The organism is Microbacterium sp. HSID17254 (genome assembly GCF_003989315.1).
GTDB lineage: Bacteria > Actinomycetota > Actinomycetes > Actinomycetales > Microbacteriaceae > Microbacterium.
Window position 1 is genome coordinate 1 of the sequence record NZ_RBLT01000035.1, and the last position, 15083, is coordinate 15083.

13 protein-coding genes are annotated in these 15083 nt (G+C 71.3%); 6 read left to right on the forward strand and 7 right to left on the reverse strand.

Annotation, left to right across the window (positions count from 1 at the left end):
* Positions 1–8: 8 nt before the first annotated feature.
* On the forward strand, positions 9–1055 hold the full coding sequence (locus D8M34_RS14765) for an NADH:flavin oxidoreductase/NADH oxidase (protein WP_126894379.1): 1047 nt from the start codon (positions 9–11) through the stop codon (positions 1053–1055).
* 59 nt (positions 1056–1114) lie between these two features.
* On the opposite strand, the gene D8M34_RS14770 is transcribed toward D8M34_RS14765, so the two are convergent.
* The 3 genes from D8M34_RS14770 to guaB1 form a co-directional block, all read right to left on the reverse strand.
* The gene (locus D8M34_RS14770; RefSeq protein WP_025103069.1) at positions 1115–2176 is read right to left on the reverse strand and encodes a hemolysin family protein; all 1062 of its coding nucleotides are present in this window, start codon (positions 2174–2176) and stop codon (positions 1115–1117) included.
* Positions 2173–3492 carry a hemolysin family protein gene (locus D8M34_RS14775; protein WP_025103068.1) on the reverse strand — a complete coding sequence of 440 codons (1320 nt, stop codon included), beginning with the start codon at positions 3490–3492 and terminating at the stop codon, positions 2173–2175. Before D8M34_RS14775 ends, D8M34_RS14770 begins: the two co-directional genes overlap by 4 nt.
* A gap of 113 nt (positions 3493–3605) precedes the next feature.
* Positions 3606–5060, reverse strand: a complete 1455-nt coding sequence (gene guaB1 / locus D8M34_RS14780) for a GMP reductase (protein ID WP_126894368.1) — start codon at positions 5058–5060, stop codon at positions 3606–3608.
* Between the two features lie 161 nt (positions 5061–5221).
* Here guaB1 and D8M34_RS14785 point away from each other — a divergent pair, with 161 nt between their 5' ends.
* On the forward strand, positions 5222–8905 hold the full coding sequence (locus tag D8M34_RS14785) for a multifunctional oxoglutarate decarboxylase/oxoglutarate dehydrogenase thiamine pyrophosphate-binding subunit/dihydrolipoyllysine-residue succinyltransferase subunit (RefSeq protein WP_025103066.1): 3684 nt from the start codon (positions 5222–5224) through the stop codon (positions 8903–8905).
* A gap of 62 nt (positions 8906–8967) precedes the next feature.
* Here D8M34_RS14785 and D8M34_RS14790 read toward each other — a convergent pair whose 3' ends face one another.
* From D8M34_RS14790 to D8M34_RS14800, 3 genes are read right to left on the reverse strand one after another with little or no spacing between them, the layout of a single operon-like run.
* Positions 8968–10269 carry a GNAT family N-acetyltransferase gene (locus D8M34_RS14790; protein WP_126894369.1) on the reverse strand — a complete coding sequence of 434 codons (1302 nt, stop codon included), beginning with the start codon at positions 10267–10269 and terminating at the stop codon, positions 8968–8970.
* A gap of 47 nt (positions 10270–10316) precedes the next feature.
* Positions 10317–10562: a zf-HC2 domain-containing protein gene (locus D8M34_RS14795; protein WP_025103064.1), complete on the reverse strand. Its 246-nt coding sequence runs from the start codon at positions 10560–10562 to the stop codon at positions 10317–10319.
* On the reverse strand, positions 10559–11221 hold the full coding sequence (locus tag D8M34_RS14800; protein WP_025103063.1) for a sigma-70 family RNA polymerase sigma factor: 663 nt from the start codon (positions 11219–11221) through the stop codon (positions 10559–10561). The genes D8M34_RS14795 and D8M34_RS14800 overlap by 4 nt, the downstream gene beginning before the upstream one ends.
* 66 nt (positions 11222–11287) lie before the next feature.
* On the opposite strand from D8M34_RS14800, the gene aroA reads away from it, so the two are divergent.
* Genes aroA through bcp form a run of 3 tightly spaced genes read left to right on the forward strand, consistent with a single transcriptional unit; the run spans position 11288 to position 14161 of the window.
* Positions 11288–12604 (forward strand): 3-phosphoshikimate 1-carboxyvinyltransferase, encoded by a 1317-nt coding sequence (gene aroA / locus D8M34_RS14805; protein ID WP_085607181.1) that lies wholly within the window; start codon positions 11288–11290, stop codon positions 12602–12604.
* A 3-nt stretch (positions 12605–12607) separates the two neighbouring features.
* Positions 12608–13678, forward strand: coding sequence for a ribosome small subunit-dependent GTPase A (gene rsgA / locus D8M34_RS14810; protein ID WP_085607179.1), 1071 nt, complete (start codon positions 12608–12610; stop codon positions 13676–13678).
* A 9-nt stretch (positions 13679–13687) separates the two neighbouring features.
* Positions 13688–14161: a thioredoxin-dependent thiol peroxidase gene (gene bcp / locus D8M34_RS14815; protein WP_102208316.1), complete on the forward strand. Its 474-nt coding sequence runs from the start codon at positions 13688–13690 to the stop codon at positions 14159–14161.
* 15 nt (positions 14162–14176) lie between these two features.
* On the opposite strand, the gene D8M34_RS14820 is transcribed toward bcp, so the two are convergent.
* Positions 14177–14563, reverse strand: a complete 387-nt coding sequence (locus tag D8M34_RS14820) for a hypothetical protein (RefSeq protein ID WP_085607177.1) — start codon at positions 14561–14563, stop codon at positions 14177–14179.
* A 230-nt stretch (positions 14564–14793) separates the two neighbouring features.
* On the opposite strand from D8M34_RS14820, the gene D8M34_RS14825 reads away from it, so the two are divergent.
* On the forward strand, positions 14794–15042 hold the full coding sequence (locus tag D8M34_RS14825; RefSeq protein ID WP_017203224.1) for a WhiB family transcriptional regulator: 249 nt from the start codon (positions 14794–14796) through the stop codon (positions 15040–15042).
* Positions 15043–15083 lie beyond the last annotated feature (41 nt).

The window sequence follows — 15083 nt, forward strand, 5'->3', positions numbered from 1 at the left end:
TCTCCCCGCTGACCATCCGGTCCACCACGTTCCGCAACCGCCTCTGGGTCTCCCCCATGTGCATGTACAGCGCCGTCGACGGCGTGGCGCAGGAGTGGCACCACACCCACCTCGCGCAGTTCGCCTCGGGCGGCGCCGGGCTCATCGTGGCCGAGGCCACGGCCGTCGTGCCGGAGGGGCGCATCTCCCCGCGCGACCTCGGGCTGTGGGACGACGCCCAGCGCGACGCCCTCGGCCCGATTGTCCGAGCGATCCACGACCGCGGGGCGGCCGCGGGCATCCAGCTCGCGCACGCGGGGCGGAAGGCCTCCACCTGGTGGCCCTGGGCCGACGAGCGCGGCTCGGTCCCCGCCGCCGCGGGCGGGTGGACGACCACCGCCCCGTCCGCGGTGGCCTACGAGGGGTTCGCCGCGCCGGTCGCGCTGGACGCGGAGGGCATCGACCGCGTGGTCGACGGGTTCGCCGCGGCGACCCGTCGGGCGCTCGAGGCGGGCTTCGACGTCATCGAGATCCACGGTGCCCACGGCTACCTCCTGCACCAGTTCCTGTCGCCGCTGTCGAACCTCCGCGAGGACGAGTACGGCGGCTCGCTGGAGAACCGGGCCCGGCTGCTGCTGCGCGTCGTGGACGCGGTGCGCGAGGCAGCCGGCGAGGGTGTGCCGGTCTTCGTCCGGATCTCGGCGACGGATCACGCCGAGGGCGGGTTCACGCCCGAGGAGGCGGCGACGGTCGGCGGCTGGGCGACCGCGCGCGGCGCCGACCTCATCGACGTCTCCAGCGGCGGCCTCGTCGCGCACCAGCGCATCAGCGTCTCCCCCGGCTACCAGGTCCCGCTGGCCGAGACCGTCCGCCAGGGCGGGCGGATCCCGGTGTCGGCCGTGGGCCTCATCACCGCCGCCGCCCAGGCCGAGCAGGTGCTCGCCGACGGGGCGGCCGACGCGATCTTCGCCGGACGGGAGTGGCTGCGCGACCCGCACTTCGCGCTCCGGGCCGCGCACGAGCTGGGCGACGAGGTCGCCTGGCCGCCGCAGTACGAGCGGGCGCACTGGCGCTGACGCCCACGACGACGGCCGCCGGTCCCCGAGGGAGCCGGCGGCCTTCGCGTATCCGGATGTCAGTGGCCGCGGACGCGACGGGTCGCGTCCTGCACCTCGCCGACGAGCTCCTCGAGGATGTCCTCCAGGAACAGCACGGCCGTGGTCTCCCCGCGGGCGTCGCGGACCTTGGCGAGGTGGCGACCCGCCCGTCGCATGACGGCGAGCGCGTCCTCCAGATCGGTGTCCTCCTGCACGGGCACCATGTGGTGGATGCGCTTGCCGGGGATCGGCTCGAGCACCTTGGCCTCGGCATCCGGGCCCTCCGAGGCCCGCAGGATGTCCTTGAGGTGGACGTAGCCGATCGGGACGTCCTCGTCGTCGACGATCACGTAGCGCGAGAACCCGTAGCGGGCCACCGCCTTCTCGATGTCGTCGGGCGTGGTCGTCTGCGGCAGCGTGACGAGGTCGCTCAGCGGAACGGCCACGTCGCGCGCCTTCTTGTCGGTGAACTCGACCGCGGCCGTCACCGTGCCCGCGGTGTCCATGAGCACGCCCTCGCGGCGCGACTGGTTGACGATGGTCGCGACCTCATCGAGGGTGAACGTCGACGCCGCCTCGTTCTTCGGCTCCACCCGGAAGAGGCGCAGCACGCCGTTCGCCGCCGCGTTCAGCAGCCAGATCACCGGCATGAAGACCTTCGACACCCACACCAGCGGCGTCGCCAGCAGCAGCACGGCCCGGTCCGGAATCGAGAACGCGAGGTTCTTCGGCACCATCTCGCCGAACACGACGTGCAGGAACGACACGATGAGCAGCGCGATCGTGAACGACACGACGTCCACCGCGCCGTCCGACCAGCCCAGCGCGTGCAGCGGCACGGCGAGCAGATGGTGGATGGCGGGCTCGGACACGTTCAGGATGAGCAGCGAGCAGATCGTGATGCCGAGCTGCGAGGTCGCGAGCATGAGCGTCGCGTGCTCCATGGCGTACAGCGCCGTCTTGGCCGGGCGCGACCCGCGCTCCGCCTTCGGCTCGATCTGGGAGCGCCGCGCGGAGATCACCGCGAATTCGGCGCCGACGAAGAACGCGTTCGCCGCCAGCAGGACGACGAGCCAGGCGAGGCCTCCCCAATCGCTCACAGGGACACCCCCTCGATGACGACGGCATCCGGTCTCGGGACGTAGCGCACCCGATCCACGCGGCGGCCGTCCATGCGGACCACCTGCAGCGTGCCGCTCTCCAGGGGCACCTCGTCGCCGACGACCGGCACCCGCTCGAGGACGCTCATGACGTAGCCGCCGACCGTGTCGTACACATCGCCCTCCGGCACCTCGACGCCTGCGCGGCTGCGCAGCTCGTCCGGACGCAGCTCGCCGGGGAAGGTCACCCCGTCGCGGTTGCGGATGATGCCGGCCCTCGTCCGGTCGTGCTCGTCGGACACCTCGCCGACCAGCTCCTCCACGAGGTCCTCCAGCGTCACGATCCCCGCCGTCCCGCCGTACTCGTCCACGACGACCGCGAGCTGATATCCGCGACCGCGGAGGTCGGAGATCAGCGCGTCGACGTGGGCGGTCTCCGGCACGCGCAGCGGATCGGTCGCGAGAGCACCGACGGGCACCTCGGCCCGGCGCTCCCGCGGCACCGAGATGGCGGCCTTGAGATGCACGACGCCGGTGATGTCGTCGAGGTCCTCGTCGAAGACCGGGAAGCGGCTGTGGCCGGTGCGCCGCGCCAGCTGGATCACGTCGTCGACCGAGTCGCCGGCGGCGATCGCGTGCATGCTCGGGCGCGCCGTCATGACGTCGGCCGCGGTGAGCCGCGAGAACGTGAGCGTGCGGTCCAGCAGCGTCGCGGTGTCGGCCTCCAGCACTCCGGCGCTCGCCGACCGTCGCACGAGGGAGGAGAGCTCCTCCGCGCTACGGGCGCCGGAGAGCTCCTCCTTGGGCTCGATGCCCATGCTGCGCAGCACCCCGTTGGCGCTGCCGTTGAGCACGACCACCGCCGGCTTGAACACGGTCGTGAAGGCGATCTGGAACGGGACGACGAGCTTCGCCGTGGCCAGGGGCAGCGCCAGCGCGAAGTTCTTCGGGACGAGCTCGCCGAGGATCATCGAGAGCACCGTCGCGACGAACATCGCCACCACGGTCGCGATGGGAGCGACGGCAGCTTCCGGGATGCTCCAGGCAACCAGCGTGGGGCGCAGGAGGTTGGACAGCGCCGGTTCCATCGTGTATCCGGTCAGCAGCGTGGTCAGCGTGATGCCGAGCTGTGCGGAGGAGAGATGCGTCGAGGTGTGCCGCAGGGCGCTGATCGTCAGCGAGAGGCGGGACTCGCCTCGCGCCTGCCGCGCTTCCAGATCCGCGCGGTCGAGGTTCACGAGGGCGAACTCGCTCGCGACGAAGAGGCCGGTGCCGACCGTGAGCAGAAGCCCCACGCCCAACATGATGTAGTCCATCAGATCTTCCTCTCCGGGGAGAGAACGGGACGGTGGGGCGATGTTCGGCAACTGGGAGGGTCGTCCATAGTGCGCTCGATTCTACAGAAGCGGACTGTGGTCGCGGCAGGTGATCACCAACTGACCGGCAGCGCCTTGCCCTCCTCGTAGCCCGCCGCCGACTGCAGTCCGACGAGAGCGCGGTCGTGGAACTCCGGCACGGTCGCGGCCCCGGCGTAGGTGAAGGACGACCGCACGCCCGACGTGATCATGTCGAGCAGGTCCTCGATTCCCGGGCGCAGCGGGTCGAGGTAGATCCTGGAGGAGGAGATGCCCTCGGCGAACAGCTCCTTGCGCGCGCGCTCGTAGGCGTCGAGCCGACCGAACCGCGCCTGCACGGCCTTGGTCGAGGCCATCCCCCACGACTCCTTGAACAGACGACCGTCCGTGTCGCGCTGGAGCTCGCCCGGGGCCTCGATCGTCCCGGCGAACCAGGAGCCGACCATGACGGAGGCCGCACCGGCAGCGAGCGCGAGGGCGACGTCCCGCGGGTAGCGCACCCCGCCGTCGGCCCAGACATGCGCTCCGGCCTCGGCGGCGGCCTGCGCGGTCTCCAGCACCGCGGAGAACTGGGGACGACCGACCGCCGTCATCATCCGCGTCGTGCACATCGCCCCTGGTCCGACGCCGACCTTGAGGATCGAGGCGCCCGCGTCGACGAGATCCCGCACGCCGTCCGCGGTGACGATGTTCCCCGCGACGATGGGGAGCCCGAGCCCGAGGGACGCGACCTCCTGCAGCGCCCGGAGCATGCCCTCCTGGTGGCCGTGCGCGGTGTCGACGACGAGCACGTCCACCCCGGCCGCCGCGAGCGCCTTCGCTTTCGCCCCGACGTCGCCGTTGATGCCGACCGCCGCGGCGACGGCGAGGCGCCCGTCGGCGTCCACGGCCGGCCGGTACAGCGTGGCGCGGAGGGCGCTGCGGGCGCTCAGCGTCCCGACGAGGTGGCCGTGGTGGACCACCGTGACGACCTCGACGTCCGCCTCGGTGATGACGTCGAAGGCGTGCCGTTCGGAGCCGATGTCGTCCGCGTCGATGGACGGCGTGCCCCGGTGCACGAGGTCGCCGAGCTGCGCGTCGGGCAGCGCGGTCGCGAGACGGGTGGCCGGGAGCACCCCGACGATGCGGTCGACGGGGATCGGCGCCGCGCCGGAGGCCACGACGATGCCGTGGCCGGGGGCGGCGGGGAGCAGGCGGAGGGCGTCGGCGACGGTCGCCTCCGGGGGCAGCACGAGCGGCGTGTCCCAGAGCACCGGCTGCCCCTTCACGTCGCGGATAGCGGCGTCGAGCTCCTGGAGCGGGAGGTCCTGCGGCAGCACGCCCAGCGCCCCTCGGCGCGCGAGCACGGCGGCGATCCGCGGCCCGGTCACCGAGTTCATGTTCGCGGCGACGAGCGGCAGCGTCGCCGGGGTGCCGTCGTGCGGAGCGAGATCGACCTGGAGGCGACTGGTGACGGCCGAGCGGCGCGGCACCAGGAAGACGTCCGAGTAGGTCAGATCGACGGTCGGCTGCGCACCTGAGAACTCCATGTCTCCACGGTACCCAGATCGGCGCGCCACGGGTCGTGCTGTGCGACGTCTCCTCGGTCGAAACAGGTTAGGCTTGGTGGTCGAGAGTGTGCGGGCCCGAGCGCATCCTGCGTCGTGCGTCCGCATCGGAGATCTTCAGCGATGAAAGAGGGCGATAGAGCGTGTCGAACCAGGTGACCGGCGTCGGTGGCGACGGGGGGTTCGGAGCCAATTCCTGGCTCGTCGAAGAGCTCTACGAGCAGTTCAAGGAGAACCGCGACTCGGTCGACAAGGAGTGGTGGCCCATTCTGGAGAAGTACCACTCCGAGACCACGGCCGCCGGAGGCGCTGCCGCTCCCGCCGCGACCGCGGCCCCCGCGCACCCCGTGACCGCTCCCATCCCCGTGATCGGAGCACAGCCCGTCGCCCGCACCACCGCGAAGCCGGCGGCGGCCGCGCCGATCCCCGCCCAGGCGCCGAAGCCGAAGCAGGAGTCCAAGGAGACGCAGCAGCCGTCCGAAGAGGACAAGGTCACCCCGCTGCGCGGTCTGCCGAAGACCCTCGCCGCGAACATGGACGAATCGCTCACCGTCCCCACCGCGACGAGCGTCCGCACGGTCCCGGCCAAGCTGATGATCGACAACCGCATCGTCATCAACAACCACATGGCCCGCACGCGCGGCGGCAAGGTCAGCTTCACCCACCTCATCGGCTGGGCGCTCATCCGCACCCTCGACGAGTTCCGCAGCCAGAACGTCTTCTACGCCGAGATCGACGGCAAGCCCTCCGTCGTGGCCCCGGCGCACGTCAACCTCGGCATCGCGATCGACCTGCCGAAGCCGGACGGCACCCGCGCCCTCATGGTCCCGAGCATCAAGCGTGCCGACACCATGACCTTCACCGAGTACCTCGCCGCCTATGAGGACCTCGTCACCCGCGCCCGCGCCAACAAGCTCACCGCCGCCGACTTCCAGGGCACCACGGTCTCGCTCACCAACCCGGGCGGCATCGGCACGGTGCACTCGGTCCCGCGTCTCATGAAGGGCCAGGGCTGCATCATCGGCGCCGGCGCCCTCGAGTACCCCGCCGAGTTCCAGGGCGCGAGCGACAAGACGCTCAACGAGCTCGCGATCGGCAAGACCATCACGCTCACGAGCACCTACGACCACCGCGTCATCCAGGGCGCCGGCTCCGGCGAGTTCCTGAAGAAGGTGCACGAGCTGCTCATCGGGCAGCGGGGCTTCTACGACGACATCTTCGCGGCGCTGCGCATCCCGTACGCGCCCATCCGCTGGAACCCCGACATCGCGGTCGACCTCGCCGAGCGCGTCGACAAGCAGTCGCGCGTGCAGGAGCTCATCAACTCCTTCCGCGTGCGCGGTCACCTCATGGCCGACATCGACCCGCTCGAGTACCGTCAGCGCTCGCACCCCGACCTGGAGATCGAGAGCCACGGCCTGACCTTCTGGGACCTCGACCGCGAGTTCGTCACGGGCGGGTTCGGCGGACGCCGCGTCGCCAAGCTCCGCGACATCCTCGGCGTGCTGCGCGACTCGTACTGCCGCACTCTCGGCATCGAGTACATGCACATCCAGGACCCGGAGCAGCGCCGCTGGTTCCAGGAGAAGGTCGAGGTCAAGTACCAGAAGCCCGGCCATGACGAGCAGCTGCGCGTGCTGCGCAAGCTCAACGAGGCCGAGGCCTTCGAGACCTTCCTGCAGACGAAGTTCGTCGGCCAGAAGCGCTTCTCGCTCGAGGGCGGCGAGTCGCTGATCCCGCTCCTCGACGAGATCCTCCAGGGCGCGGCCACGGCCGGGCTGGAGGGCGCCGCGATCGGCATGGCCCACCGCGGCCGCCTGAACGTGCTCACCAACATCGCTGGCAAGACGTACGGCCAGGTCTTCCGCGAGTTCGAGGGCACGCAGACCCCCGGCAACCAGCGCGGCTCGGGCGACGTGAAGTACCACCTGGGCACCGAGGGCACGTTCGTCGCCGACGACGGCTCCGCGCTGCCGGTGTACCTCGCCGCCAACCCCTCCCACCTGGAGACGGTCGACGGCGTGCTGGAGGGCATCGTCCGCGCCAAGCAGGACCGCAAGCCCATCGGCACCTTCGCCTGGCTGCCCATCCTCGTCCACGGCGACGCGGCCTTCGCCGGCCAGGGCGTCGTCGTCGAGACCCTGCAGATGTCCCAGCTGCGCGGCTACCGCACGGGCGGCACGATCCACGTGGTCGTCAACAACCAGGTCGGCTTCACCACGACGCCGAGCGACGCCCGCACCTCGGTCTACGCCACCGACGTCGCCAAGACGATCCAGGCTCCGGTCTTCCACGTGAACGGCGACGACCCCGAAGCGGTCATCCACGTCGCGCAGCTCGCGTTCGAGTACCGCGAGCGCTTCCACCGCGACGTCGTGATCGACCTCGTCTGCTACCGCCGACGCGGGCACAACGAGGGCGACGACCCCTCGATGACGCAGCCGCTGATGACCGACCTCATCCAGGCGAAGCGCTCCGTCCGCCGCCTGTACACGGAGTCCCTCGTCGGTCGCGGCGACATCACCGAGGAGGAGTACGACGAGGCCAAGGCCGACTTCCAGAACCGTCTGGAGATCGCCTTCGCCGAGACGCACGCCGCCGAGACCGGCGCGACCCCGATCGCCCCCGAGGAGGCCCCGCAGGTCGAGGACCAGGTCGGAGCCCCCGAGGTCACCGGTGTCCCCGCCGAGGTCATCCGCCTCATCGGCGACGCGTTCGTGAACAAGCCCGAGGGCTTCACGGTGCACCCGAAGATCCAGCAGCTGCTGGAGAAGCGCCTCGACATGAGCCGCAACGGGAACATCGACTGGGGCTTCGGCGAGCTGCTCGCCTTCGGCTCGCTCCTGGTCGAGGGCACCCCGGTGCGCCTCGCCGGCCAGGACTCGCGCCGCGGGACCTTCGTGCAGCGGCACGCCGCGCTCCACGACCGGGCGAACGGCCAGGAGTGGCTGCCGCTGTCGAACCTGTCCGACGCGCAGGGCCGCTTCTTCGTCTACGACTCCCTCCTCAGCGAGTACGCCGCGCTCGGCTTCGAGTACGGCTACTCCGTGGAGGCGCCAGAGGCCCTGGTGCTGTGGGAGGCGCAGTTCGGCGACTTCGTCAACGGCGCCCAGTCGGTCATCGACGAGTACATCTCCGCCGCGGAGCAGAAGTGGGGTCAGCAGTCCAGCGTCACGCTCCTGCTCCCCCACGGCTACGAGGGCCAGGGACCGGACCACTCCTCCGCGCGCATCGAGCGGTTCCTGCAGCTGTGCGCGCAGGACAACATGATCGTGGCCCGTCCGTCGACCCCGGCGTCGCACTTCCACCTGCTGCGCCGGCAGGCCTACGCCCGCCCGCGCAAGCCGCTCATCGTGTTCACGCCGAAGGCCATGCTGCGCCTGCGCGGCGCGACGAGCCCGGTGGAGGCGTTCACCGGGGGCCGCTTCGAGCCGGTCCTCGACGACGACCGCGGTCTCGACCGTTCCGCCGTGAAGCGCGTGCTCGTGCACAGCGGCAAGGTGCACTGGGACCTCCGCGCCGAGCTGGAGAAGAACCCGAACCCGGAGATCGCCCTGGTGCGTCTGGAGCAGCTCTACCCGACGCCCATCGACGAGCTGAAGAAGATCACCGACTCGTACCCGAACGCCGAGCTCGTGTGGGTGCAGGAGGAGCCGGAGAACCAGGGCGCCTGGCCGTTCCTGGCTCTGGCCTTCGCGGACGTCCCCGGCGACCGCTCGTTCCGCCCGGTCTCGCGTCCGGCGTCGGCCTCGCCGGCGACGGGATCGTCCAAGGTGCACGCGACCGAGCAGGCCGCGCTCATCCGCGCGGCGGTCACCCTGGGCTGACCGCCTCTCTGACGACGAAGGGCGCCCCGGCTTCGGCCGGGGCGCCCTTCTCGGTCCGTGGGTCAGTACCAGATGTCGAGGGAAGGCGCCGGGAAGGCGACGAACGCACGGTCCAGTGCCTCGACGGCGTCCACCGGGCCCGTGATCCGGCCCGCTCCGTGCAGCGCGGCGACGCGGATGCTGCCGGCGTAGATCGACGAGAGCGCGGAGACGTCGAGGACGAGGTCCGCCTGGGCGCCCGGAGCGTCCTCGATGTGCGCCCGCCCCTCTGGGTCGACGCGCAGGCGCCAGGTGCCCGCGGCGAATCCCAGGGGGTCCTCGATGCGGAGCACGGTGTCCAGGGGCGCGGCGTAGGTCCGGGCCGTGAGCGCGGCGGGGACGTCCAGGATGCGGAGCCAACCGTGGTCGTGAACCTCCTGGGTGACGCCGCGCGGGTCCGCGACCAGCCACGGCAGGGCGTCGTCGAGCGGTCGGAGATCGGCGGTCACCTCGTCGACGAGGTCGTGCTGCAGCGCGAACCGCCACAGCGCAGCCGTCGCTTCCGCCGTCTCGCCGACGAGCAGGCGCACGTGCATCGCGAACCGGAACGTGCCGCCGCGCTCGCTGAGGTGGAAGGCCATCACGCCGCGCACCTGACCGGACTCGTCGCGATAGCGGACGCCACGCACCCGATCCCGGTCGGTGTCGGTGGTCGCGAGCCCGCTGATGCCCGCCCAGCGGGCCGCCGACCCCGGGACCTGACCGGACCGCGCGGTACGGGCGCGCTCGTGCGCCTCCGCCAGCGCCTCGGCGAACTCCTCGCGCTCGAGGTACTCCACGCGGCCGGCCGGGACGGGGCCCGCCCAGCCGGCGCGGCGCACGTCCACGGTGAACCGCGCCACGGGGACGGCGGAGCCGAAGCCGTACCGGCCGTAGATCGTCGCCTCGGACACCGTGAGGCCCGCGACGGGGAGGCCGGCATCGACGGCGGCGCGCAGCTCGCCCTCCAGCAGGGCGCGCGCGATGCCACGGCGGCGGTGCGTGCCGGCTACGGTGACCCCGCTGATCGCCCACATCCCGATCTCGCCGCCGGGGATCGTCAGCGGCGTCACCCAGGAGTCGATGGTCGCCACCGGGAAGCGGTCGGCCGGGGCGTCGGGCTCGTAGACGCCGATGTTGCGCCGGCTCCTCAGCGTGCCCACGCCCTCCTCACGAGCCGCCTCCGAGGGGTCGGCGCCGAGGAACCCGCGGGCCATCGCCCGCTGGAAGGCGGCGACGCGCGTCGAATCCGTCGTATCGAGGACCCGGTACTCGAGGCCCTCCCCCGCGAGGCGGTCGACGGACGTCTGGTCAGCGGGGATCCCGCGCGCATCGATGAGGGCCATGCACACAGCCTACGGGCGGTCTCCGACGCTCCGCGCCCCGGGGGCGCTCAGTGCTGCGCGGCCTGGACCTCGCGGAGCCGGGCGAACACCTGGTCGCGCAGCTCCTCCGGAGCGGTCTCCTTGCAGGCGCGGGCGATGACCTCGGTGAGGGTCGTCGCCACCAGAGCCTCGTCCCGGCACGCCGGGCAGTTCTCCAGGTGCTCGCGGATCTCGGCGTGCTCGGTCTTGCACACCTCGTTGCGGAGGTACTCCTCCAGATCCTGACGGGCCTTGTCGCAGCCGCAGTCGCTCATTTCTTGCTCCTCGGGTCAGCCGCGGCGATTCCCCGCTCCGCGGCGTAGTCGGCCAGCAGCTCCCGCAGCATCCGCCTGCCACGGTGCAGACGGCTCATCACGGTGCCGATGGGGGTCTTCATGATGTCGGCGATCTCCTGGTACGCGAAGCCCTCGACGTCGGCGAGGTACACCGCGAGCCGGAAGTCCTCCGGAACCGCCTGCAGCGCGTCCTTCACGACCGACGCCGGCATGCGGTCGATGGCTTCCGCCTCCGCCGACCGGCTGTGCGAAGCGGTGGTCGACTCCGCGCCGCCGAGCTGCCAGTCCTCGAGCTCGTCGATGGTGCCCTGGAAGGGCTCGCGCTGCCGCTTGCGGTAGATGTTGATGTACGTGTTGGTGAGGATGCGGTACAGCCACGCCTTGAGATTCGTGCCCTGCGCGAACGTCGACCACGAGCCGTAGGCCTTGACGAAGGTCTCCTGCACGAGATCGGCAGCGTCAGCGGGATTGCGCGTCATGCGCATCGCGGCGGCGTAGAGCTGGTCCATGAAGGGGAGCGCCTGCTCCTCGAACTCGCGCCGAGGGTCGCCGACGGTGGCTGCGGTTGCGGTGTCGTCCATCACCGGCCAGTCTAGGCGGCTGAGGTCGATCACCTCGCGTTCCAGCGTCGCAGGCATCCTCTTCCCTTCGCACGGGGGCCGCCTCTCACGAGGACGGCGTTGCGTTTACTAAGGTGAGAACCGATGAGCGCCAAAAGGTATTCCCCCACCCGTGTGCAGGGCGCCTACCCCGCGCCCACGATCGACGGCCCGGTGCACGCCGAGCTCACGATCCCCGGCTCCAAGTCCCTCACGAACCGCGAACTCCTCATCGCGGCGATCGCGGACGGCCCCGGCCGCCTGATCGCGCCGCTGCACTCCGACGACTCGCAGCGCATGGTGGAGGCCCTCCGCGCACTCGGCGTCGGCATCGAGGAGGTCGACGCCGGTCATGAGTTCGGTCCCGACCTCGTGATCACGCCCGGCAAGCTCCGCGGCGGCACGACGATCGACTGCGGCCAGGCCGGGACCGTCATGCGCTTCATCGCGCCGCTGGCGGGCCTCGCGGAGCAGGACGTCCACCTCACCGCGCACGAGACGGCTCTGCACCGGCCCATGGGCGGGCTCATCAGCGCCCTGCGCGACCTCGGCGTCGACATCGACGACGAGGGCACCTGGGCCCTCCCGTTCACCATCCGCGGCCACGGCCACATCCGCGGCGGTCGCGTGGAGATCGACGCGTCGGCCTCCAGCCAGTTCGTGTCCGGGCTGCTGCTCGCGGCCCCGCGCTTCGACGTCGGCCTGCACCTCGTGCACACGGGCGAGCGGCTGCCGAGCCTGCCGCACATCGACATGACCATCGAGGCCCTGAGCCGCCGCGGCATCCGCATCGAGCGCCCCGCCGTGGGCGAATGGCTGGTGGAGGCCGGAGTCCCCCGTGCCAAGGAGATCCCGATCGAGCCGGATCTCTCCAATGCCGCCCCGTTCCTGGCGGCGGCCCTCGTCGCCGGAGGCTCCGTCGCGATCACCGGCTGGCCGGCGCACTCGACCCAGCCCGGAGCGCTGCTCCCCGAGATCCTGCAGGCGGCGGGTGCACACGTCAGCCGTCACGCCGGCGTGCTCACCGTGCGGGCCGGATCCGGAATCCGTGGACTGGATCTCGATCTCTCCGCCGCCAGCGAGCTGACGCCGACCCTCGTCGGTCTCGCGGCCTTCGCCGACGGCCCCACGACCATCCGCGGCATCGGACACATCCGCCTCCACGAGACCGACCGGATCGCGGCGCTCGTCGGGAACCTGCGCGCGCTCGGCGGAACCGCCGAGGAGCTCCCCGACGGCATCCGCATCGTTCCCGGTCCGCTCCGGGGCGGCACCTGGGCCGCGCACCACGACCATCGGATGGCGACGACCGGCGCGCTGATCGGCCTCCGCGTCCCCGACGTGGTCATCGACGACATCGGCACCACCGCCAAGACCCTCCCGGAGTTCACGATGCTCTGGGAGCGGATGCTGCGAGGCTGACGGGTGAGCTGGCTGAACGACGACGACGACCTCGAGGACGACTTCGAGGACTACGACGAGAGCAGCATCCGCACCCGACCGAACCCGAAGGCCAACCGGCCGCGCACCAAACGCCGTCCTGCGCACGAGGATGCGCAGATCGGCCGCGTCCTCGGCGTCGACCGGGGCCGGTACTCCGTCCTCCTCGACGAGGACACCCCGCAGGAGCGCACGATCACGGCCGCCCGCGCACGAGAGCTGCGGCGCACGCCGATCGTCACGGGCGACCGGGCCCGCGTCGTCGGTGACACCTCGGGCGACGAGGGCACGCTCGGCCGGATCGTGGGCATCGTCGAGCGCACCTCGCTCCTCCGCCGCAGCGCCGACGACACCGACGAGGTCGAGCGGGTGATCGTCGCGAACGCCGACCAGATGCTCGTCGTCGTCGCGGCGGCCGACCCCGAGCCCCGCGCCCGTCTCGTGGACCGCTACCTCGTCGCCGCCCTGGATGCCGGGATCCGTCCCCTCCTCGTCGTGACGAAGACCGATCTCGCCGACCCCGCGCCGTTCCTCGCGCACTTCGAGGGCCTCGATCTCCGGGTCTTCACGAGCGCACAGGACGAGATGCCGGTCGACGAGATCGGCGCCGCGCTCATCGGCCACTCGACGGTGTTCGTCGGACACTCCGGTGTCGGCAAGTCGACGTTGGTGAACGCCCTGGTGCCCACCGCGGGCCGCGCCACCGGACACGTGAACCAGGTCACCGGCCGCGGGCGACACACCTCCTCCTCCACCGTCTCGCTGCGCTACGAGAGCGCCGACGGCTCCGGCTGGGTCATCGACACCCCCGGCGTCCGCTCCTTCGGCCTCGGGCACGTCGACCCCGCGAACATCCTCGCCGCCTTCACCGAGCTCGCCGTCATCGCCGAGGACTGCCCGCGCGGCTGCACCCACCTCCCCGACGCGCCGGACTGCGCCCTCATCGAGGCGGCGGAGCGCGGCGAGCTGAGCGAGACGGGGCGCGCCCGGCTGGACTCCCTGCAGCGCCTCCTGCAGACCTTCGCCGACAAGGCGGAGCAGCCCCCCGGACGATAGGCTGGACGGGTGACCGAACGCCTGGAAACCGGAACCGCCGCCCCCGACTTCTCCCTGCTCGACCAGGACGGGAACACCGTCCGCCTGGCCGACCTCCGCGGCACGAAGACGGTGCTGTACTTCTACCCGGCCGCCATGACGCCGGGGTGCACGACGGAGGCCTGCGACTTCCGCGACAGCATCTCGTCGCTGCAGGGCGCCGGGTATCAGGTCGTCGGCGTCTCGCGGGACGAGCCGGCGAAGCTCGCCGCCTTCCGCGACCGCGACGGCCTCACGTTCCCGCTGCTCAGCGACCCCGACCACGCGGTGCACGAGGCGTACGGCGCCTGGGGCGAGAAGATGAACTACGGCAAGCTCGTCGAAGGCGTGATCCGCTCGACGTTCGTCCTCGACGAAGACGGCGTCATCACGAGCGCGCAGTACAACGTGAAGGCCACGGGCCACGTCGCGCGGCTGCGCAAGCAGCTCGGCATCGACGCCTGACGGGTCGGGTCCCGCTCACTCCGCTTCGCGGCGTGAGCCCTCCCGGCGTGCGCTCGCGATGAGGAGCGCGAAGCCCGCGACGGCCGGGATGCCGAGTCCGAGCACGAAGGCCCACGGGATGGGCGGCAGCGTGAGGGCTCCGAGCGCCAGGGCGATCGCGAGGACCTGGAACACCACGCCCCCGGATCGCGCCCAGGAGCGTCCCGCGCGGGTGCCGAACGCGAAGGCCGCGAGTGCGGCGGCGCCGATCAGCGTCAGGACGATGAGAGCGATGGCCGTCGGCAGCGACGCGGCGTCCCCCGCCCCGAGTCCGGCCATCTCGATCGCGGCGAACACGAGCAGGGCGACGGCTTCCACCGCCAGCACGGCGGCGGCGGCGCGGGCGATTCCCGGTGCGCGCACGGGTGTCCTCCCGGGGATCCAATGACGAGAAAACCCTTGATTTCAGGGTATTCATGTAACAGAATAGAGAAAGTCATGTGCTCCCACAGCGGCGTGGGGCGAACGTTCGCGTTCGCATCACAATCAGCGGGCATCCGCCCGTATCTCAACAGGGTAGCGGAACCCGAACCGTCACCCGAATCGAGAGGTCGCATCGCGACATCTCATGAAATCCACACCGAGGAGCCCCCATGGACTGGCGTGACAAGGCCGCCTGCCTGACCGTCGACCCCGAACTGTTCTTCCCCGTCGGGAACACCGGCCCGGCCGTCGACCAGATCGAGAAGGCCAAGACGGTCTGCGCGACCTGCACGGTCACCGAGATCTGCCTGCAGTACGCCCTGGAGACCAGTCAGGACTCCGGCGTCTGGGGCGGCCTCTCCGAGGACGAGCGTCGCGCTCTCAAGCGTCGCGCGGCCCGCGCCCGCCGCGCCTCCTGAGATTCACGGAAGCGGCCTGAGACCCGGTCTCAGGCCGCTTC